This window comes from Pseudomonas sp. Sample_16 (assembly GCF_004307665.1).
In the GTDB taxonomy this organism is placed as follows: domain Bacteria; phylum Pseudomonadota; class Gammaproteobacteria; order Pseudomonadales; family Pseudomonadaceae; genus Aquipseudomonas.
This window is the reverse complement of sequence record NZ_RCOB01000029.1, coordinates 1-21382: the sequence shown is the minus strand read 5'-3', so window position 1 is coordinate 21382 and position 21382 is coordinate 1. Positions and strand designations below refer to the sequence as shown.

Here is a 21382-nt window from a genome sequence, read left to right as displayed (position 1 = left end):
AAAACCATCGTCGCGTAAAGGCCTTCATGGGCTTGTTGCCACATGTCCTGGCAATCACCACCGGCGTTGTCTGGTCGTGCATGGCTATGGCACAGCAAGCGTTTCCTACACCCGAAAAAGCCGCGCAAGCATTCGTCGAAGCACTGGGCACGGAACACGCCGATCAGGCGCGCCTGACAGAACTGCTCGGTGACGACTGGCGCAGTTACATCCCGCGTGAAGGCGTACAACGCAGTGACGTGGATGCGTTCCTCAAGCAGTATCACGAGCAACACAGCACTGAAAAAACCAACGAACGCAAGGCGCACCTGGCCGTTGGCAGTGATCACTGGACGCTGCCTATTCCCATGATCAAGAACGCCAAGGGTTGGCATTTCGATCTCAAGGCTGGCAGCGGGGAAATCCGCGCACGCCGAATCGGCCGCAACGAACTGGCCGCCGTGCAATCGGTGCTGACGTACCACGACGCCCAGATGGACTACGCCTCAGTCGATCACGATGGTGATGGCGCCCTCGAATACGCGCAGAAGATCTTCAGCACTCCCGGCCAGCACGACGGCCTCTATTGGGATGACGACGACAGCGGCCAGATCAGCCCGCTGGGGCCGTTGTTCGGCAAAACCATTGCCGGCGAAGACTGGCACGGCTACAACTTCCGCATCCTCGATGGCCAAGGCCCCTCCGCACCGGGTGGCGCCTACAGTTATCTCATTGGCGACAAGATGAGCCGAGGCTTTGCCCTGATTGCCTGGCCGGCGAAATACGATGACACCGGGGTCATGAGTTTCATGATCAGCCATGATGGCCAGGTGTTTGAAAAGGACCTCGGACCCGGGGGCGAGAAATTGGCAAGAGCGATGAAGCGCTTTGATCCGGATGACAGCTGGAAGGAAGTGACCGACGATCAGGAGCAGATCGGATCCACCGCTGCTCAAGGCCTGCACTAGCGTCCTAGAGCCTCCAACACATCTACTTACAAATGAGTGGCTCGCTGAAATCCTGATCGCCTACTACAACTGATAGGTTATCGCGCTTTATTGGGCCAAGAGATGCCTAGCCTTATATGCGCATCAAACTTCCCGGTGTCCCTGCCGTCGGTGCTTATTTCGCACTGGTGTGCCTCTTTGCGACCGCATGGTTCCTCAACCCTGCCAGTACTCATTCTTCTTTTGCCCTGATGAAACCGGCGATGGCGGTGGCCAATCAGGTCGCCAAACCCATCTACACCAGCCGTTTTGCCTCGTCCGGGCTGGTCGACTTCGTGCATTCCTCGGCCGTCACCGCTTTGCCTGACGGCAGCCTGATGACCGCCTGGTTCGCCGGCTCGCGCGAAGGCGCAGCCGATGTAGAGGTGCGTTCCGCCCGTTTCGACGCGAAAACCGGTGAGTGGGGTGAAGAGCAAGTCTTGGCCACACGCCATTCAACCCAACAAGGCACCCAACGCTATATTCGTAAACTGGGCAATCCGGTGATCGCCCTGGCGCCGGATAATCGTCTGTGGCTGTTCTATGTCTCCGTGTCCATGGGCGGTTGGGCCGGCAGCGCGGTCAACGTGATGGTGTCTGACGACTTCGGTAGACAGTGGTCCGCTCCGCGCCAACTGATCACGTCGCCCTTCTTGAACATCAGCACGCTGGTCCGCTCGGCGCCGGTATTTCATGCCGACGGCTCGATTGGTTTGCCGGTCTATCACGAGTTCCTGGGCAAGTTTGCCGAATACCTCTACCTGAGCGCAGACGGCGATGTGATCGACAAGTACCGCATCAGCCACGGCAAGAATTCATTGCAGCCGACGGTGGTCCCGCTCGATGGACAGCGCGGTATCGCCTTGTTGCGATATGCCGGCAACACCCATCACCGTGTACTCGCCACCCGCACTGAAGATGCCGGACAAACCTGGAGTGAGCCTTATCCGCTCGACCCATCGAACCCCAACTCTTCGCTGGCGGCCGTGGCGACACCCGAGCACGGCTTGCTGGTAGCACTCAATGACCTGCAGGAGGGTCGTTTCAAGCTGAGTCTGTATGGCACCGATGCCAAGATGGACGACTGGCGCTCGTTGCGCGACCTGGACAAATCACCTGACCCAGCGGGGGCTCCGTTTTCGCCCCAGGCCTACAAGGAAATCATCGGCAAGGAATTTCGCGGTTCCAGCGGCGCCCTGCGCCAACCGTTGGAGGCGAAGTTCCTGAGCAATCTCGACAACCGTGTCTGTTCCCCCCTGGGATGCGAGTTTGAATACGAATACCCCTATTTCATCCGCAGTCCCGACGGTATGTATCACTTGGTCTACTCCTGGAACAACACCTTCATCAAGCACGTTACTTTCAACGATGCGTGGCTGTCCGAGCGTCTCAAATGATCAATCTCTGGCAAGCCCACGTCAGCTTCGCGATGATCATTTTCCTGTTGTTGCCATCGTTCGGTTTGAACCGCCATGGGCGGATCGCCCTGCTGGTGGCCTTGTTGGCCGCCAGTTTCATCCCGCTGGACGGGCTGTCACTGGCCGTGTACTTACGCAGCCACATCGATGACCTGGCGATCACCACATTGGTATTCATGGCATGGGGCTGCTTGCGCCGGCTCGACATACTGCCGCCTGCGCAGCAGAACAAGACCGGTGTATTGATCCTCTTCGCGGTGTTGGGGCTGGTGCTGTATCCGGCGACACTGGGGCTCAGTGATCTGGACCCTTACCGTTTCGGCTACAGCCCGCGACCGATGCTGGTTTTCTTCGCGCTGCTCACACTGGGCCTGTATTACCTGCGCAACCCTCTGGCCGTGGCGATGCTGGCCAGCGCAACCCTGGCCTTCATCGCCGGGATAAAACCTTCGCAAAACTACTGGGACTACCTGGTTGATCCGCTGCTGGGTCTGTACTGCTGCGCTGCACTTGTGCTGCTTTTCACGCGCGGACTGTATGGCCGCCTGAACAAGTGGCGAGTTCCGGCACGCAACGTATCCCGGTCTCATTAAGCTTCGACGACATTATTAACAGGGGAACATGGATGGGTTGGCTGCAATCGAGACGTCTGCACTACTGGCTGGGCGCCACAGCGATACTGTTTGCGCTGTTTGCCCTGCTACGGGTGATGTTCTTTTCCGGCTTCTCCGGGTTCGACGCCAAAGCGCTGTCCGGCGACGATGCCGTCCTAGAAACCTTGGGCATCGGCTTTCGCTTCGATCTGCGCCTGGCCATCCTGGTGATGCTGCCGCTGGCCCTGCTGGCCTGGATTCCGCGCTGGAACCTCATCGGCAGTCGCCTGCTGCGCTGGGTCGCACGCCTGTACATCGTGCTGGCGCTGGGTGCCCTGCTGCTGGTCTACATCATCGATTTCGGGCACTACGCGTACCTGGGCATGCGAATCAATGCCACCGTTCTGCGCTTTATCGAAGACGCACAAATCTCCCGTGACATGGTCTGGCAGACCTATCCGGTGGTGTGGATTACCCTGGGCTGGCTCGTCACGCTGGCACTGGTGACACTGGCCCTGGTTCGTCTGGAACGCGTGACGCTGGACCGCGACCGCAAATCGATCCACCCGCTCTCTGCCACATGGGGCGGTGCGGTGATGGTGGTATTGGTATTGCTGGGCATTCTGGGGCGTGTCGAGAACATGAACCTGGAGAACCCCGTCCCGCTGCGCTGGAGCGATGCCTTTTTCTCGGGCAACAACCAGATCGCCGCCCTGGGGCTGAATCCGGTGATTTTCCTCTATGACACGGTCAAGGTTGGCCAGTCCCGCTATGACGAAGCGCAGGTGCGTGAACACTATTCGGTCATGGCCAACTATCTGGGGGTCGATCAGCCTGACCCGCAATCGCTGAATTTCGTCCGCCACCAGGCACCTCAGCCCTACAAGGTAGCGGGGTCACGACCGCCAAACGTGATGTTCGTCATGCTTGAGTCCCTGGGCACCAGCGCGGTCGGTGCCTATGGCAACCCGATCAATCCGACCCCCAACATCGATCGCCTGGCCACCCAGAGCTGGTTCTTCAAACACTTCTACGTGCCGGTGACCGGCACCGCCAAAACCGTTTGGGCCAGCATTACCGGGGTGCCTGACGTCACGCGTCAGGAAACCGCGACACGCAACCCGTTGATCACCAGGCAGCACTCAGTGATCAACGCCTTCACCGACTACGAGAAGATCTACACCATCGGCGGCAACTCCGGCTGGGCCAATATGAATGCCTTGATTCGCCAGAGCATCGACGGTGTTCGCCTGTTTGAGGAGCGTGACTGGAAATCGCCGGTGGTGGACGTCTGGGGCATTTCCGATCTGGACCTGTTCAAGGAAACCGACCGGATCCTGCAAGCGCTGCCCAAGGACAAACCGTTTTTCGCCTATGTGCAGACGGCCGGTAACCATCGTCCTTTCACCATTCCCAAAAGCAATGATGGATTCGAGGTCAAGCACCCTACCCTCGAAGAAGTCCAGGCCGCTGGCTCGCGCAGTGTCGAGCAATACAACGCCGTGCGCCTGCTGGACTTCAACATCGGACGCCTGATGGAAATCGCCAAAGCCGGCGGTTACTACGACAACACCATTTTCGTGCTGTTTGGCGACCACAACACCCGTATCGCGCAGATCCCTTACCTGGCCCCCGCTTATGAGCAGTTGGGTCTGGAAAGCAACGCCGTGCCCATGATCATCCACGCCCCGGGTCTGCTCGGCTCGCGCAAGGTCGAGGAAGCGGTGGGCCTGGTGGACTTGCTGCCGACCGTGGCAGGCATGGCCGGTCTTGAGTTCCGCAACGGCGGCATGGGGCGTGACATCCAGCAGCCGGCGCCCGAAGGTGAGCGCGTGGTACCACTGGTATTGCGTGAGGGAACGTTCCCGTTGATTGCTGGCGTAACTCAACATTACATGGTGCAGATGGAACACGACGGCAGCTCGCCAACACTCCACGACCTGGCCTCGATGACCCCCACGGACAACGTCGCCGAACAGAATCCGGAAGAATTCAAACGCCTGGTGCAGCTGACCCGCGGCATGCATGAAACCTCGCGCTTGATGCTCTTTCAAAACGTGCGGGAGTAACCCTCCAAACCCTGTGGGAGGGGGCAAGCCCGCTCCCACAGTGGCTTTATGCCATGCACAAAAAACCGCTGCAAACGCTTACAATCCCGCCTTTTGACCGTAAACAGAAAGGCAGCAAGGCTATGGCGCTCGACCCACCCACGATGTTGACCCTCTCGATTGCCCTGGCAGCGGCCGCCGCGCTGTACCTGGCGGTCGAGTGGCGGAGCATCCGGGAGCCCTCGCTGCTGTTCTGGAGCGCAGGCTTCGCGACAATCACTGTGGGCTCGACCCTCGCCTTGCTGCGTGGCATAGGGCTGTTGCTGGTCGGCATCTGGTTCGCCAACGGACTGTTGGTGGTGGCCCACTGGTTTTTCCTGCTGGGTGTGGCGCACTTTACCCAGGCGCGCCTGTCCCGTGCCTGGTATTTGATGTTCGTCGTCTGGCTGGCGCTGCTGTTGTTGCCGGATGAGCCGTCGTGGTCAAAGATCATGTTGCTGGCCAATTCACTGCTGGTCGCCCTGCTCTCGCTCCGGGCCAGTTTCCTGTTGCGCCCCCACGGCAAGTCATTGAGTGTGGGGGCAGGTCAGCTGCGGTATGTGCTGCTGGGTCATGGCCTGTTCTATCTCATCAAATCAATGACGGCGGTGGTACCGGGCACGCTGATAGATCTCGCGGCTTTTCGTGGCGAGATCATTCAGATCTCCCTGGTCGAGGGCGTGATGGCAATCATGCTGATCGCGCTGTCGATGACCGGAACCGAGCGATACCGGCGTGAGAAGCACATCTCAAGTCTGGCCGAACGCGACCCGCTGACCGCTTTGTACAATCGCCGCGCCCTGGAGGTGCGGGCTCCGCGCCTGTTACGCGACGTTTCCAGCGCTCGACCAGGCGCCCTGCTGCTGATCGATATCGACAACTTCAAACCGGTCAACGACCTGTTTGGCCATACCGCTGGCGACAAACTGCTGGTTGCACTGAGCGAGATGATCCGTTCGGTAGTGCCCGAAGACGCCCTTGCAGCACGGCTGGGCGGTGACGAGTTCCTCATCCTGTTCAACAACGCCTCCAACGAACGAATCGTGGCGATGGGCAATGCGTTGCGTGAGCAGTTCCACAGCGCGGCGGTACAGTCATTCAGCACGCCGCAAGCCGTGACCCTGAGCATCGGCGCCAGTCTGTTCGACCAGCCGCCGAGCAGTCTGGCGGCATTGATCGAGCAAGGCGACGCCGCACTTTACGAATCCAAGCGTGGTGGACGCGACAGTATCCGTCTGGTGGATCGGACGCTGGCAAGTCCTGGAGTTGTGCGTTGATGAGTGTTTGCACTGGCCTGGGTGGCCATCCCGCAAAATCTGCACGGCTGAGAACTTGCGAAAAGCGACAGTAGGCTAAGCTTAGGATCAGCTTATTGCCCACGATGCTCGCGGCGGCAGTTGTTGGAATTTCTGGAGAGCGTCTGCAACAGCTATCTCAGACAGTTTCAGACAATGCGCAGGATTGCCGTGATGACCGAGCCATTCCTCAGTTTTGACGAACTCAAGCGTGCTGCCCTTTCCGGCGAGATCGATACCGTGCTGGTGTGCATGGTCGACATGCAGGGACGGCTGGTGGGCAAGCGATTCCAGGTCGAATTCTTCATCGACAGTGGCCATGAAGAAACCCACTGCTGCAACTACCTGCTGGCCGACGACATCGACATGGAGCCGGTGCCAGGTTACGCCGCTGCCAGTTGGAGCAAAGGCTACGGCGACTTTGTCCTCAAACCCGACATGCGTACCTTGCGCAAGGTGCCGTGGCTGGAATGCACGGCGCTGGTGCTGTGCGACGTGCTCGACCATCACCACCGGCAAGATTTGCCCCACAGCCCAAGGGCAATCCTGAAAAAACAGGTCGAGCGCCTGCGTGAGCGCGGCTATGTCGGCATGTTCGCTTCCGAGCTTGAGTTCTACCTGTTCGATGAAAGTTACGAGGCCATCCACAAGCGCAACTACCACAAGCCGAAAACCGCCGGGCATTACATCGAGGATTACAACATCCTGCAGACCACCCGCGAAGAGCCGGTGCTTCGGGCGATTCGCAAGCATCTGCAAGCCTCGGGCATTCCCGTGGAAAACTCCAAGGGTGAATGGGGGCCTGGCCAGGAAGAGATCAACATCCGCTACGCCGACGCCATGACCATGGCCGACCATCACGTCATCATCAAGCACGCCTGCAAAGAGATCGCCCAGTTGCAGGGCAAGGCGATCACCTTCATGGCCAAATGGCGTTATGACGCCGCTGGCTCCAGCAGCCACATCCATAATTCGCTGTGGGACAAGAACGGCAAAAAACCGCTGTTCTACGACCCCAAGGCCGAGTTCGGCATGTCCAAGCTGATGCGTTCATGGGTGGCCGGGCAACTCAAGTACGCCAATGACATCACCTGTTTTCTCGCGCCCTACATCAACTCCTACAAGCGCTTTCAGGCCGGCACCTTCGCCCCGACCCGCGCGGTATGGAGCCGCGACAACCGCACCGCCGGTTTCCGTCTATGCGCCGAAAGCAGCAAATCGATCCGCATCGAATGCCGCATCGGCGGCGCCGACCTCAACCCATATCTGGCCTTCGCCGCACTGATCGCCGCGGGGCTGGCCGGAATCGACGAAAAACTCACCCTCGATCCTCCTTTCGAGGGCGATGCCTACGTCGATGAACAGCTGCCTGAGGTTTCCAAAACCCTGCGTGAAGCCAGTGCCGCACTCAAGGGCTCGAGCATGTTGCGCGAAGCGTTCGGTGATGAGGTGGTCGAGCATTACGTGCACACCGCCGAATGGGAACAGAAAGAGTACGACCGGCGGATCACCGACTGGGAGCTGCAGCGCGGTTTCGAGCGCTATTGAGATCGACATGACTTCGACTATTGAACTCGTTTCACCGGTCGATGGCCGGGTTTACGCTGAACGCCAAGCTGTCGATGCGGAACAACTCGAGCAGGCACTGGCGGCAGCCGCAATCGCCCAGGCGCAGTGGAAACGTCGGCCACTGAACGAACGTGCGGCTTTTTGCAGTGCTGCGGTGGACGCAATGCTGGCCATGAAAGACCAGATCGTCCCGGAACTGGCCTGGCAAATGGGCCGGCCGGTACGCTTCGGCGCGGGAGAACTGCGCGGTTTCGAAGAACGCGCGCGGTATATGATCGCCATTGCGCCTGAAGCTCTGGCAATGGTCGAACCGGCGCCGATCAATGGTTTTCGCCGGCATATCAAGCGTGAACCGCTGGGCACGGTGCTGGTGGTCGCACCGTGGAATTATCCGTACCTGACCGCGGTGAATACGGTCATCCCGGCGCTGATGGCGGGCAACGCCGTCATCCTCAAACATGCCTCGCAAACGCTGCTGGTCGGTGAACGGTTCGCCGAGGCTTTCCGCCGCGCCAATCTGCCAGAAGGCGTGTTCCAGAACCTCTTGCTCGATCATGCCCAGACCGCCGCAATCATTGCTTCTGCACGTGTGCAACAGGTGAATTTCACCGGCTCGGTGGACGCCGGCAAGGCCATGGAAAGCGCCGCCAGCGGAAGGTTTCTCGGCATGGGCCTGGAACTCGGCGGCAAAGACCCCGCCTACGTCCGGGCAGACGCCAATCTTGAGCATGCCGTGGAAAACCTGGTGGACGGCAGCTTTTTCAACTCCGGACAGAGTTGCTGCGCGGTGGAGCGCATCTACGTCGATCAATCAATTTACTCAGCGTTTGTCGAGCGCTTCGTGGAGTTGACCCGCCAATACGTACTGGGCAATCCGCTGGACGAGGCCACCACCCTCGGTCCGCTGGTGACACCCGGCGCGGCGTTTTTTGTCCGTGGCCAGATCGCCGAGGCCGTGGCCCAGGGTGCAAAGGCGTTGATCGATCCGCAGGCATTTGCCGCCGATGTGCCGGGCAGCGCCTACCTCGCGCCGCAGGTGTTGGTCGATGTCACCCATCAGATGTCGGTCATGCGTGATGAAAGTTTCGGTCCGGTGGTCGGCATCATGCCGGTGGCCAGCGATGACGAAGCGATTGCCTTGATGAATGACAGTGAGTTCGGCCTCAGCGCGTCGATCTGGACCCGCGATCTCGCCGCGGCCGAACACCTGGGCGATGCCATCGACACGGGCACTGTGTTCATGAATCGCTGCGATTACCTGGACCCCGCCCTGGCCTGGACCGGGGTGAAGAACAGTGGGCGCGGCGTGACCCTGTCGCGCTTGGGCTATGAACACCTGACCCGCGCCAAATCCTTCCATTTGCGCCACGAGATCTGAGCCATGAGCCTGACTGGAAACTGGAACTACCCCACCAGCATTCGCTTCGGTGTCGGCCGCATCAGCGAGCTGGCCGAAGTCTGTCGCAGCCAGGGCATCGAGCGACCGCTGCTGGTCACCGACAGTGGCCTGGGGCGGGCGCCGATCACTACTGCCGCGCTGGATGCCTTACGCGACGCCGGGCTGGGCGCTGCGCTTTTTTGCGACCTCAAGCCCAACCCGGTCGAAGCGAATCTGGCCGGCGGGCTCGATGCCTGGCGCGCGGGCAACCATGACGGTGTAGTCGCCTTTGGCGGCGGCAGCGGCCTGGACATGGGCAAGCTGATTGCGTTCATGAGCGGTCAAACGCGCCCAGTCTGGGATTTCGAGGACATCGGCGACTACTGGACCCGCGCCGATGAAAGCCGGATTGCCCCGGTCATCGCGGTGCCGACCACCGCTGGCACGGGCTCCGAAGTGGGTCGTGCGGCGGTGATCATCGACGATCGCAGCCACACCAAGCGCATCATCTTTCACCCGAAAATGATGCCACGCGTGGTCATCAGTGACCCGGCCCTGACCGTCGGCATGCCGGCCAAAGTCACTGCCGGCACCGGCATGGATGCATTGGCGCACTGCCTCGAGTCGTACTGCGCGCCCGGTTTTCACCCGATGGCCGATGGCATTGCAGTGGAAGGCATGCGCCTGGTGGCGAACGCTCTGGTGCGCGCCGTGCACATGCCTTCCGATCTGGATGCACGGGGGCAAATGCTGGCCGCGGCAGCGATGGGCGCCACGGCGTTCCAGAAAGGGCTTGGCGGGATGCACGCCCTCGCCCATCCAATCGGCGCTCTTTACGATACTCACCACGGCATGACCAATGCGACGCTGATGCCGTATGTGTTGAAGTTCAATCGCCCGGCCATCGAGGAGCGCATCTCGCGCCTGGCGGCTTACCTGCACCTGCCCTCCCCGGGCTTCGACAGCTTCATGGCCTTCGTCCTCAAACTGCGCAAGGACATTGCCGTCCCGCACACGCTGTTTGAGCTGGGCGTGGACGACAAGCAGGCCGAGCTGATTGCAGACATGGCCGTTGTCGACCCTTCGGCGGGCGGTAATCCGTTGCCGCTGACACGGGACGGCGCGTCACAGATTTTCGCAGCGGCATATCACGGCCGTCTGTAGGAGCGAGCCTGCTCGCTCCTACAGAAAACCAGGTCGAGCCTACGGCGGCTCAGTTCGGCCTGTCTCAAAACCTGAAGGGGCACACGACATGAACCCAGCAAGCCAGCCCGGCACCGATGCGCCGCACGACGATGACATCAAGGTGCTGCACAGCATGGGCTATGCCCAGCAGCTCTCGCGACGGATGGGCGTTTTCTCCAACTTTGCGATTTCCTTTTCGATCATCTGCATTCTCTCCGGCGGCATCAACTCACTCGCCCAGGGCACCTCGGGCGCAGGCGGTGCCTCGATCGGCATCGGCTGGCCGATCGGCTGCCTGATTTCCGGGGTGTTCGCCCTCGCCATGGCGCAGATTTCCTCGGCCTACCCCACCGCAGGCGGCCTGTATCACTGGGGCTCGATTCTCGGCAACCGCTTCACCGGCTGGCTCACGGCCTGGTTCAACCTGCTGGGTCTGGTGACGGTGCTTGGCGCGATCAACGTCGGCACTTATTACTTTTTCTTCGGTGCCTTCGGTCCGGCATTGGGCATGGAGGACACCACCACGACCCGGGTGATTTTCCTGGCGATCCTCACCGGCCTCCAGGCCTTGTGCAATCACCTGGGAATCGGCTTGACCGCGAGACTTACCGACTTCTCCGGCTACCTGATTTTCGCAACCGCACTGGCGCTGACCATCGTCTGCCTGATTTCGGCGCCCAGTTACGAATTCGCCCGGCTGGTGACGTTCGGCAACTATTCCGGCGAGGCTGGCGGCAACGTCTGGCCATCGGTGTCCAATGGCTGGGTGTTCATGCTCGGCCTGCTGTTGCCGATCTACACCATCACCGGCTATGACGCCTCCGCGCACACTTCCGAAGAGACCCGCAATGCCGCCCTGTCCGTTCCAAGAGGCATGGTCATGTCAGTGGTCTGGTCGCTGTTGTTCGGTTGGGTGATGCTCAGCTCATTCGTGCTGATGCTGCCGAATCTGGACGAGGCGGCGAGCAAAGGCTGGGGCGTGTTTTTCTGGGCCATGGACACTCAAGTCAACCCGACTTTGAAGCTTGCGTTGTACGTGGCGATCTTCATCTCGCAGGTGCTCTGCGGCTTGGCCACGGTGACCTCGGTGTCGCGGATGATCTTCGCCTTTTCCCGCGACGGTGGCCTGCCCTTCTCCAAAGCCCTGTCGTCGGTGTCGCCTACATTTCGCAGCCCGGTAGCCGCCATCTGGACCGGGGCGACGCTCGCCGTATTGTTCGACTGGGGCTCATCGGTGATTTCGGTCGGTGAGACACCGGTCTACACCATCGTTGTGTCCTGCACGGTGATCTTCCTGTTCTTCTCGTTCATCATTCCCATCGTGCTGGGCCTGTTTGCCTACGGCACCTCGAAATGGCCAACCATGGGGCCATGGAACATGGGGCGCTTCTGGTACACGGTGTTCGCCTTGCTGTCGGTGCTTTCGATGGTGATCATTTTTGTCATCGGCATTCAGCCACCCAACGATTGGGCGCTGTACATCACCATCGGTTTCCTGGTGCTGACGGCCATCGTCTGGTTCGGCTTTGAGGCCCGACGCTTTCAAGGGCCGCCGGTGGGGGATGTCATCCTCAAGCGCCAGGCAGAAATCGCCGCGGCTGAAGCGGCGTTGAACAGGCAATCAAAAAGCTGATGCCACAATCGCTTGTGGGTCGAATTGCCCGGTCAGCGCTGCTGCTGTTTTGCGTCGGCGCTCCCTGCGCTGCGATCGCCTGCCCGGCCGGGCAATATCAGGTCTGCGTGGTCGCTTGTTTTTGTGCCCCGGGCGCCGAGGGGGAGCTAGGGACTGTCTTCGAAAACATGAACCAGATGGCGGCCGCCGGGCTGGAGAACTGGATCGTGCAATCGCGCGATACCGCCGCCATGGGTGACGTGCAGACTATCCCGCTGAATATCCGGGCGCAGCTCGAACCCTACTACGACCTTCAGGTGCTCGATGCCGTCCGCTATAAAGTCGGCGATGACGTAGAGCTGAATGCCGCACACACCATGCTGCAGAATCCCGATATAAACGCCGTCACGCTCGTCGATATCATCGTCTTTCGCAGCGCCGACGATGCGCAGAACAATGTCGCGCTGTGGGCCCATGAGCTCAAGCACGTGCAGCAGTATCAGCAATGGGGCGTTCACGAGTTTGCCAGTCGTTACACCCGTGATTACAACGCCGTCGAAGCGCCTGCCTACGAGATTCAAACCCGCGTAAGCCGAGACCTGCGAACCGGCACAACACCAACGGAGTCTGCGCGCTCACCTTGAACGGCCAGCGACGTCCATCGGAAACCTGCCGAGGTTTCTCGAACTCGCGCACATGCGCCGCTTCCAATGGGTATATCACTGGAGGCGCGCGCCATGAACGATGAAGACCGAAACACCGCAGACCACGAGGATGAATCGACACCCCCCGCGGCACCCGAGACGGCGGAACAGGAAGACGAGGCGTTGCGTCGAAAAATTGATGAGATTGAACGCAAAGTGGCGGACGGCAACTGATCGATCAGCCCGCCGTTTCCTCGAGTAGATGGTCAACCACCGCTTGCAGGCTGCGCTGTGGGTCAGGCTCCTGGGCGCTGGCCCTGGCGTGGCAAGCCAGCTGACGCGTGGCGCTGTTGCCATTGAGCAACAGTGCTTTGGCCTGCTCGAATATCTGCGGTTCGCCGATCTGCTCGGCCGTTTCGGCAAATAGCATTTGTGCCCGTTGCAACCACTGGCCGGCACTCAGCGCTGTGCCTTCGGCATCGACAACAAAGCGCCCTTCCGATCCGTGTCGCTTGGCCTGCCAGCGGTTCTCCTCAAGTAGCCAGCGGGATGTTGCATCATGGCCGGCGCCGGGGTTGGCGCAGGTGATGGCGAACGCCACCATCACCCGGAACAGATTCGCCAACAGCAACGCATCAGCGAGTCGCGAGCAAGCATCGGTCATGCGCAGCTCCAGCGTTGGGTAGCGGCTCGCCGGGCGCAACCCCCACCAGCCATTGCCACCCTGTTCAATCGCGCCAATGCGCTGCATTAGTGCCAAATAACGCTGATATTCACGCTCGTTCTCGAAGTGCTCCGGGATGCCCATGCGTGGCCAGCCGTCGCAGACCACCTGGCGATAACTCATGAAACCGCTGGCAGCCCCCTGCCAAAACGGTGAAGAACAACTGAGCATGAGCAACAGCGGCAACCACGGGCTCACTTCGTTCATCACGGCAATCCGGTCGATGCCTTCGGGGATTTCAACATGCACGTGCAAGCCACACAGGACGCTGCGTTGCGCCACCGTTTGATATTCGGCAAACAGCTGAGCGAAGTGCGGCAACGGGGTGGCGCGCTGATCGCGCCAAAACGCCAAGGGATGAGAGCCTGCGCAGAGCAACCCCAATCCGTGGCCGCTCAATGCCCGGTTCAGGCGCGTGCGAACACCGTGGAGATAGTCAGCCGCCTCGGCGGTCGAGGTGAAGATCGGCGACGCCACTTCAATTTGGCCCTGGAACATTTCATAGGCAAACCCTTTGCCGACGGCTTCCCGGCATTCGACCAGCAGCGGGTGAGCGGGCTCGGCAAGCATCTGCCGGGTGGTCAGGTCAGTGAGGAAGTATTCTTCTTCAATGCCGAAACGTGGCCCGCGCTTCATGTCGACAGTTCCGCTCAGTGCCGACGGGTCACGGTCAATGCCACGACGGCGATGCGCTCCACGCGTTCATAACCGGGTTTGAGCAGCTCCTCGCCAAACACGTCCGGGTCCAGCTCTCGATAGGTCCAGCCGACGGCATGACCAGCCAGCAACGCCTGTATGACTTCGAGAAACGGATCTTGCCCGTCAACCATCGCCACACCGGTGTACAGCAGCAAACTGCCGCCCTTGTGCAGTCGCGGCAACGATTCACGAACAATGCGCAGCGACAAGGCTTCGCCCAGAGCGCCGCCGCCATGGCGATAGGCGCGATGCTGGCTGTCGTTCATGTAAGGCGGATTGGCAATGATCAAGTCGAATTCACCTTCGACGCTGCCGAGGATATCGCTCTGGTACACGCTGACGTTGTCGACCCCGGCCAGCTCGGCATTGACGGCCGACAAGCGCAGCGCTCGCGGGTTGATGTCCACCGCCAACACCTCGGCCTGCGGATGAGCGTGAGCAATCACCAACGCGCCGACCCCGGCCCCGCAACCAATGTCCACGGCCCGGCGCACAGGCTCGAAACGCTGCTGCAAATGCGCGTCGATCAATTGCGCAAAACGGTAGCTGTCCGGGCCGAAAAATACCGCGTCGGCTTGCGTGGTCGGGTACGCCGAATGGGCAAACAACCCACCCTCCAGGCTCGACCAACGCACGGTGCTGCGCCACAGCGGGCCTTGCCGCTCAACGATCTCCGCTTGCTCCAGCCCTGCCAGGACGTCTCGTGGAAATAGCGTGTGATCAAACGGCATCGACCAGCCGAAGACATCCCGCAGGTTTTTCGCCAGCGGCGGAGAAAAGCGTTGATATACGCGCTCATGGGTCAACGGCGTTGGGGTGATGAAGCGATAGTCTTCACTGAGCAAATGTCTGCCGAGCTCAAGCAGGGCTCGATCGGCAATTTGTTGTTTCGACATGCAAGTCTCTCCTGGGCTCAGCGCAAGCGGGCTACCGAATCGATAAAACGCCGGGTAGCGTAGAGCCCCGCCGGACGAAAATGCCGCTGGGCCGAGAGCCAAGGGATCAGCGTTTGAAGCTGTTGCTGCGGCGACTTATCACTCAGGGCACTGCGCAACGCGACGAGTTCCGGGTCGTGCGCTTCGCTTGCCTCGCAGGCGTCACCGTTGGCTTGGTCCCGGGGTATCGGCCTGGGCCGCTGCTCGTCCTGCCAGTTGCCGGCAATCCAGTCGCGCAGCAATTGTTTTTCATAACCACTGAACACCCCGAACATGGCGGCCGTGTTGCCTTCGATCAGGCGCCAGAACCGGCTGTCTTGCGGCGACTGGTTGCGCTTGATCCAGCCCTTGCGCTGCAAGGCATCGAGAAACTCGCCGATCTGGCCCGGCGTCGCCAGCCACTGATTGACGGTCTTGCCTTCAATCTGACAAAAGTCGGAGTGCATGTGCTGGCCAAAACAGCGTTTACGCTCGAGCATGCCAACCACTTCCTGTTGCAAATCGAACCCGGCAATCACCGACGTCGAGCCAATGCCCAAATCATTCAAGCGATAGCCCACGGCGACACGCCGGAAGAACTCGTCGCGGCCCTCGTCCATGGGCAACAATTCCAGCAATGACTGCACAGCCTTGTGGCCATGGCCGCTGCTGGAATTGTCGATGGTCACATGCAACGTGAAGTAATACGGATCGATGCCCAACTCGCGCAACTCATAAGCGCTGATCAGCAGGTGCAACGGCAATTGCTCATAGCCGAGGTTGTAGCCGATGACTTCCGGCATGAACGCCGTGCTGCATTGTCCCAGTGCCAATTGAATCGTGCCTTGCAGGAAACACTCATCCGACAGCCCCTGTTTATCGCCGCAGTCGTGGGCGGCCAGCAGATTGCGGTAGATCACCACATGATTTTGCCGAGGATCACCCCTGCCAAGTTCCTCCAGATACGTGTTCAGCAATCCGTCGTAACGCACGTCTTGCCAATGTTCCAGCACACCGGCCAGCCAAGCGCCGTCGACCTCTTTGGTCGGTGCTACGCATTGCAGGAAATACAAGGCATGAGCCTTGTTTGAAAAATATCGGCGCGCCCCACCCTGCTTGCGCTCTTCGAGGTAAGCGGCATAGTCCCGCGCCACTGCCGAGCACCGCTCTTGTGCCCACGATGGCAACTGCTCCGTCGTTTCGGGCAGGTCACAAGGCAATTCGGCGGCGCGGGCCAGTTGCTGGCGCAGGAAAATCTCTGCCTGCTGCCTGGCATCAGGCGCATTGGCGTAGAGCAGTTCGTACAACGCTCGATAGCGCCCGGCGGCGACGGGGCCTGAAAGCGCTGAAGGTGAGCTGGACAAGGGTTCGAACAAAGTCATGGGCATTTCTCTCCTGGGCAGTGCATTTGGCTGTGCCCCTGACATCAGGTGCCGACAACACGAAACGCTCGCTCGTTGAATAGAAGATTTAGCCCTGAACGGAAAATTCAATCGGCTTGCAGGAGAGCGGGACCGGTGGCATGTGCCGCGCCAAAAAAGCCCGGTTCACAAACCTGCGCTGTTCACTTGAGGACGAACACACGTGGCGAGGGAGCTTGCTCCCGCTGGGGCGCGAAGCGGCCCTAAAAGGGACTGCTGCGCAGCGGGACGGTGCGGCGATCCGACAAGCTCCCTCGCCACGGGTGTTCGTCCTCATGTGAACAGCATCAGGTTCATAGACCGGACTCCTGTCGTCAACGCCTGTCGTCCGACAGCGGGGATTGCTCATCCGCTTCGGGAACGTCCCTGGGCGGCTCGTTCCAATCCTCCGGCCGCTGGTCCTCTTCGCGGTCAGGCTGTGTCAGCGGATCGTACTTGCCCGGGTCGTTTGGATTGGGCAGCGAATCGTCGCTGCCAGGCTCAGGTTTGGAAGGAACAGAGCCTTGTGGCTTGTTCGGATCTTGCATGTTTTCCTGGAAACTCGAGTCGCTGGTCATAACCCACCTCACAACAGGGGTCCGGACTTTCCGGGCCGTACTCTTGTGAGACAGGCAAAGGGAATGACGTGCGATCGAGTGGACGAGCGGCCTGCTCCGGGCTGCGCTACATCTCTGCCGCCAGCAACTTGACCAAGGCCGCCGCCGGCATCTCCCGCGCCAACGGCGCGCCCTGCCCGGCCCACTGCACGGCGAATTCGCTATTGGCCTTGGCGGCTGCCGCCGCGTTGAGCGCCTTGTTGGCGTCGTAGGCAATCGGATAATCGGGCAAGGCCGGGGCATTGGCCTCGAGGCTGGTGAAATTGCGATTGACCATGCCCCGGGCAGGTCGGCCGGAAATGACGCTGGTGACTCGAGTCAAATGGGCGCGAGGGCTTTTGAGGGCTTCGCGATAGGCAACGTTGGCCGAGGATTCGGGACACAGGATGAACGCCGTACCCAATTGCACGGCACTGGCGCCCAGTTGCATGACCGCGGTGATCCCCGCGCCGTCCATAATCCCGCCCGCGGCGATCACTGGCAGCCGGCAGGCCTCGGTCAGCACGCGCACCAGGGCGAACGTGCCCATCTCGCTGTCCTGCTGCGGGTCGAACACCCCACGATGCCCGCCTGCTTCATAACCTTGCGCCACCAGCACGTGCACCCCGGCATGCTCCGCAACTTGCGCTTCGGCCAGGCTGGTTACAGAACACAACAGCACGATGCCGGCGTCCTTGAGCGCATCGATGGCCGATTGCGCCGGCAAGCCGAAATGGAAACTGACCACCGCCGGTTTTTCTTCCAGGAGCATGTGCAGCATGCCGGGGTCTTCGACGAACGAGGTGTAGATCTCGCGCAGTGCCGTTGGCGCAGCGACATCGAACTCAGCGAAGAACGGTGCGAGAAACTTCAGCCACTGCGCTTCACGCGCAGCGTCATGAATGGCCGGTGCGTGACAGAACAGATTCACGTTAAAGGGTTTGTCGGTCAGTGCAGCCGTCTCACGCAACATGGCCCGGGCCTGTTCGACATTGCTTGCCCCGATCCCGATAGAGCCGAGCCCACCGGCATTCGACACCGCCGCGGCGAGTTTGGGCGTGGAGACGCCGACCATCGGCGACTGAATGATCGGCAATTCAATGTTCAACAGTGACAACAGAGGATTGGACATGGCGGCACCTGAATGTGATGAGTGAACGCGAACCCTAGAGCTCGCCGGTTAAAAACTGCGCGCGCCCCCCTCCGAACGACCAATCCGCATCGCTGTTTTCCACCAGCGAGACGATCAGATCGTCCGGAGAAAGGTCGCAATCGACTTGCAGTCGTTCGGCCAGCAAGCGGTAAAACGTGACTTTCTGCGCCTGCGTGCGCGGCCGTGAAATCACCGTCAACAACACCACGTTGGCCGAGCGCGGGTACCCCAATCCGGTGTCATGCAGGATCAGTTCTTGCGCACTGTGTTGCGTGACGCTTTGGTAGCGATCACTGAACGGCACATCGAACGCCTCGACCATGGCCTGGTGTGCCGCATCCAGCAACGTGCGCAACTGTTGATCGCTGCGCCCGCGGATAATGTCGAACTTGAGCATTGGCATTTCGATTCACCCTGGTAAAAAAATGGGAGCGAAGAGCTCGCCCCCCGGGACAAAAGAATGGCGTACAAGCCCGCGCCAGCACGCCTTCCAAACCCGAAAGCGTCAAAGTCTATTTGGAGGTGGGCATGGCAAACTCGGCGCCCTTGGCAATGCTGTTCGGCCAGCGCTGCATCACCGATTTCTGCTTGGTATAGAACCGCACGCCTTCTTCGCCATACGCGTGCATGTCACCGAACAGCGAACGCTTCCAGCCACCGAAACCGTGCCAGGCCATCGGCACCGGAATCGGCACGTTGATGCCGACCATGCCCACCTGAATGCGGGTGGCGAATTCACGGGCGATGTGGCCGTCACGGGTATAGCAGGCGGTGCCGTTGCCGAATTCATGGGCATTGACCAGGTCCACCGCCTCGGCAAAGTCCTTGACGCGCATGCACGCCAGCACCGGGCCGAAGATTTCCTCTTTATAGATTTTCATCTCGGGGGTGACATGGTCGAAAATCGTGCCGCCCAGCCAGAAGCCTTCGGCACAACCGGCACCGGCCTGCGAGCCATCAAAGCCACGACCGTCGACCAGCATTTCGGCGCCTTCGGCGATGCCCTGTTCGATGTAACCGGTGATGCGCTGCAAGGCGGCGGATGACACGATCGGACCCATTTCAGCCGCCAGATTCATGCCTTCAAGAATCTTCAAGGTGCGGGTGCGTTCCACCAGTTTCGGCATGACTTTATCGGCCACATCGCCGACAAACACCGCCACCGAAATCGCCATGCAGCGCTCGCCGGCCGAACCGAAGGCTGCGCCAATCAGCGCATCGACCACCTGATCGATATCGGCGTCGGGCATCACCACCATGTGGTTCTTCGCCCCGCCCAATGCCTGCACACGCTTGCCATGACGGGCGCCGGTTTCGTAGATGTAGTTGGCAATCGGCGTCGAGCCGACAAAGCTCACGGCTTGGACTTGCGGGTGATCAAGCAGTGCATCCACGGCTTCTTTATCGCCCTGCACCACGTTGAACACGCCGTCGGGCAACCCGGCTTCCTTGAACAGTTCGGCAATCAGCAGCGAGGGCGACGGATCGATCGGGCTCGGCTTGAGCACGAAGGTGTTGCCGCAAGCGATGGCCACCGGGAACATCCACATCGGCACCATCACCGGGAAATTGAACGGCGTGACACCGGCCACCACGCCCAGGGCCTGGCGCACGGTCCAGTTGTCGATGTTGGTGGAGACTTGCTCGGTGTAGTCGCCCTTGAGCAGTTGCGGAATGCCGCAGGCGAACTCAACCACTTCGATACCGCGCGTGACTTCGCCCTGGGCATCGGTGAACACCTTGCCATGCTCCGCGGTAATCATCCGCGCCAGGGTGTCACGGTGCTCGTTGAGCAACGCCAGAAACTTGAACATGATGCGCGCACGACGCAGCGGCGGCGTCGCCGACCAGGCGGGAAACGCCGCCGCGGCTGACTGAACCGCTGCGTCGACTTCAGAAACATTGGCCAGGGCCACGTGGCCGACCACCGCACCGGTGGCCGGATTGGTGACGTTCTGCGCGCGCCCGGAAGTACCCGGCACTGCGCGGCCGTGAATGTAATGTGCGATGTCTACTGGCTGGTTGCTCATGGCGGGTGTCCCCTGCTGGTGGATAAGAGCCATCTCTTTTTGTTGTTCTGCAAAGTGCCAGGCGCAGCGTCGGCGCGGCTGGTAGAGCCAAAGTAGGCCAGCCGCTGGATCATGTAAAATGATGATTAATGATCTTGTGGATCAGAAATGGTGAACGTAGATTCGCAGCGTTTGCGGGGGATGAGCGCTTGCCTCTGTTCATTAAACATTCGGTGAGCACGCGTGTTTAAAGGCGTAGGCGGTTACTGGATGAGAGCTACAAAACCTTGCGTCATTGCCTACGGGTACGCCAGAATCCGCCGGCTTGTGCGCCCTGGGTCCGCTCGGTAACTTGATTCGCGTCACTGCTCATCAGTGATCGGGTTTAGTCGCTCGATGGTTTCACGAGGCGCATCTGCTTCCAGATAGTCACGTCATTTCATGCCTGCACTTCATGGTAGCTGTGCGCAGGGCGCCTTCGGGCGCGCCGGATTCGTGACTCCCCGGTCGACTAACCTGCGTACAGCTGCCACCCTTGTTTAGTCGCAAGCCGGTGACGGCTCCATAATTCTGGAGTCCGAAATGATCAAACCTACGCCGAACCCGCCAGACACCGATCCAACCTCCCCATACGAACCCGACTCAAAAAAACTCAACGAAGCCGCCGAACGCGCCCTCGACTTCCACTTCCCCTCGACCGCCGACATCAAAGCCACACCGCGCACCGTCAGCACACTGTTCACCGTCGACCCCGAAGTCACCACCGAAACCCTGATGGTGTACCTGGTGGAAACACTGGCCTCGGTCGATGTCATGGTCCACCAACTGGTCGATCATCTGGAGGGCGGAGATCGCAATGCCCTGCTGGGCATTTCCAACAGCGTGATGCTGGCAGAGATCACCGCGAACCGAGTGCTGGACCAAATCGACCCACCGGAATAACACAAGCCCAACTGACAACCAGGTCGGCTGTCAGGCCGCCTCGCTTTGGCTTTGGCTGTTGATCTTCTTGCCCCCTAGAGAGGCCGAGCGCAGGTTCTGCGCAGTGGGCAACCCGGCAAGGAAGCCGGGTTAGCCGCCCCCGGACATGGATGGCCGATGGCGGCGGGCCCACGGAGCAGGACCGGAGCGAGGGCATGCC

At 60.4% G+C, this 21382-nt stretch carries 19 protein-coding genes; 12 read left to right on the top strand and 7 right to left on the bottom strand.

Annotated elements, in window-relative coordinates:
- The first annotated feature begins 26 nt into the window (after positions 1-26).
- From D8U69_RS03890 to D8U69_RS29420, 11 genes are all read left to right on the top strand, one after another.
- Positions 27-947 (top strand): DUF2950 domain-containing protein, encoded by a 921-nt coding sequence (locus D8U69_RS03890; RefSeq protein ID WP_130906789.1) that lies wholly within the window; start codon positions 27-29, stop codon positions 945-947.
- Positions 948-1063: 116 nt separating this feature from the next.
- Positions 1064-2362 carry a sialidase family protein gene (locus D8U69_RS03885; RefSeq protein WP_130906715.1) on the top strand — a complete coding sequence of 433 codons (1299 nt, stop codon included), beginning with the start codon at positions 1064-1066 and terminating at the stop codon, positions 2360-2362.
- A complete protein-coding gene (locus tag D8U69_RS03880; RefSeq protein WP_130906714.1) occupies positions 2359-2976 on the top strand; it encodes a hypothetical protein in 618 nt (205 codons plus the stop codon). The genes D8U69_RS03885 and D8U69_RS03880 overlap by 4 nt, the downstream gene beginning before the upstream one ends.
- Before the next feature lie 32 nt (positions 2977-3008).
- The gene (locus tag D8U69_RS03875) at positions 3009-5045 is read left to right on the top strand and encodes an alkaline phosphatase family protein (protein WP_056856599.1); all 2037 of its coding nucleotides are present in this window, start codon (positions 3009-3011) and stop codon (positions 5043-5045) included.
- A gap of 122 nt (positions 5046-5167) precedes the next feature.
- Complete coding sequence (locus tag D8U69_RS03870; protein WP_177434545.1) at positions 5168-6340, top strand: GGDEF domain-containing protein; 1173 nt, start codon at positions 5168-5170, stop codon at positions 6338-6340.
- 192 nt (positions 6341-6532) lie between these two features.
- Complete coding sequence (locus D8U69_RS03865) at positions 6533-7906, top strand: glutamine synthetase family protein (RefSeq protein ID WP_130904455.1); 1374 nt, start codon at positions 6533-6535, stop codon at positions 7904-7906.
- Positions 7907-7913: 7 nt separating this feature from the next.
- A complete protein-coding gene (locus tag D8U69_RS03860; RefSeq protein ID WP_130904454.1) occupies positions 7914-9305 on the top strand; it encodes an aldehyde dehydrogenase family protein in 1392 nt (463 codons plus the stop codon).
- 3 nt (positions 9306-9308) lie between these two features.
- Positions 9309-10469 carry an iron-containing alcohol dehydrogenase gene (locus D8U69_RS03855; protein ID WP_130904453.1) on the top strand — a complete coding sequence of 387 codons (1161 nt, stop codon included), beginning with the start codon at positions 9309-9311 and terminating at the stop codon, positions 10467-10469.
- 88 nt (positions 10470-10557) lie between these two features.
- Entirely contained in the window at positions 10558-12123 is a 1566-nt protein-coding gene (locus tag D8U69_RS03850) for an amino acid permease (RefSeq protein WP_130904452.1), read from the top strand.
- The gene (locus tag D8U69_RS03845) at positions 12123-12746 is read left to right on the top strand and encodes a DUF4157 domain-containing protein (protein WP_241667771.1); all 624 of its coding nucleotides are present in this window, start codon (positions 12123-12125) and stop codon (positions 12744-12746) included. The genes D8U69_RS03850 and D8U69_RS03845 overlap by 1 nt, the downstream gene beginning before the upstream one ends.
- Positions 12747-12839: 93 nt before the next feature.
- Positions 12840-12980 (top strand): hypothetical protein, encoded by a 141-nt coding sequence (locus D8U69_RS29420; RefSeq protein ID WP_177434356.1) that lies wholly within the window; start codon positions 12840-12842, stop codon positions 12978-12980.
- A 4-nt stretch (positions 12981-12984) separates the two neighbouring features.
- Here the strand turns inward: D8U69_RS29420 and D8U69_RS03840 are convergent, their stop codons facing one another.
- The 7 genes from D8U69_RS03840 to D8U69_RS03810 all read right to left on the bottom strand — a co-directional run bounded on the left by D8U69_RS03840 (position 12985) and on the right by D8U69_RS03810 (position 20262).
- On the bottom strand, positions 12985-14106 hold the full coding sequence (locus D8U69_RS03840; protein WP_130904451.1) for a carboxylate-amine ligase: 1122 nt from the start codon (positions 14104-14106) through the stop codon (positions 12985-12987).
- Positions 14107-14120: 14 nt separating this feature from the next.
- Positions 14121-15065, bottom strand: a complete 945-nt coding sequence (locus D8U69_RS03835) for a class I SAM-dependent methyltransferase (protein ID WP_130904450.1) — start codon at positions 15063-15065, stop codon at positions 14121-14123.
- A 17-nt stretch (positions 15066-15082) separates the two neighbouring features.
- A complete protein-coding gene (locus tag D8U69_RS03830) occupies positions 15083-16465 on the bottom strand; it encodes an iron-containing redox enzyme family protein (protein WP_130904449.1) in 1383 nt (460 codons plus the stop codon).
- A gap of 353 nt (positions 16466-16818) precedes the next feature.
- Positions 16819-17061: a hypothetical protein gene (locus D8U69_RS03825; protein WP_056856608.1), complete on the bottom strand. Its 243-nt coding sequence runs from the start codon at positions 17059-17061 to the stop codon at positions 16819-16821.
- Positions 17062-17167: 106 nt separating this feature from the next.
- The gene (locus D8U69_RS03820; RefSeq protein WP_130906713.1) at positions 17168-18211 is read right to left on the bottom strand and encodes a nitronate monooxygenase; all 1044 of its coding nucleotides are present in this window, start codon (positions 18209-18211) and stop codon (positions 17168-17170) included.
- A 34-nt stretch (positions 18212-18245) separates the two neighbouring features.
- A complete protein-coding gene (locus D8U69_RS03815; RefSeq protein ID WP_130906712.1) occupies positions 18246-18635 on the bottom strand; it encodes a tautomerase family protein in 390 nt (129 codons plus the stop codon).
- A 109-nt stretch (positions 18636-18744) separates the two neighbouring features.
- On the bottom strand, positions 18745-20262 hold the full coding sequence (locus tag D8U69_RS03810) for a CoA-acylating methylmalonate-semialdehyde dehydrogenase (protein ID WP_130906711.1): 1518 nt from the start codon (positions 20260-20262) through the stop codon (positions 18745-18747).
- Between the two features lie 561 nt (positions 20263-20823).
- On the opposite strand from D8U69_RS03810, the gene D8U69_RS03805 reads away from it, so the two are divergent.
- Complete coding sequence (locus D8U69_RS03805) at positions 20824-21183, top strand: DUF6124 family protein (RefSeq protein WP_130906710.1); 360 nt, start codon at positions 20824-20826, stop codon at positions 21181-21183.
- The last annotated feature ends 199 nt before the right edge of the window (positions 21184-21382 follow it).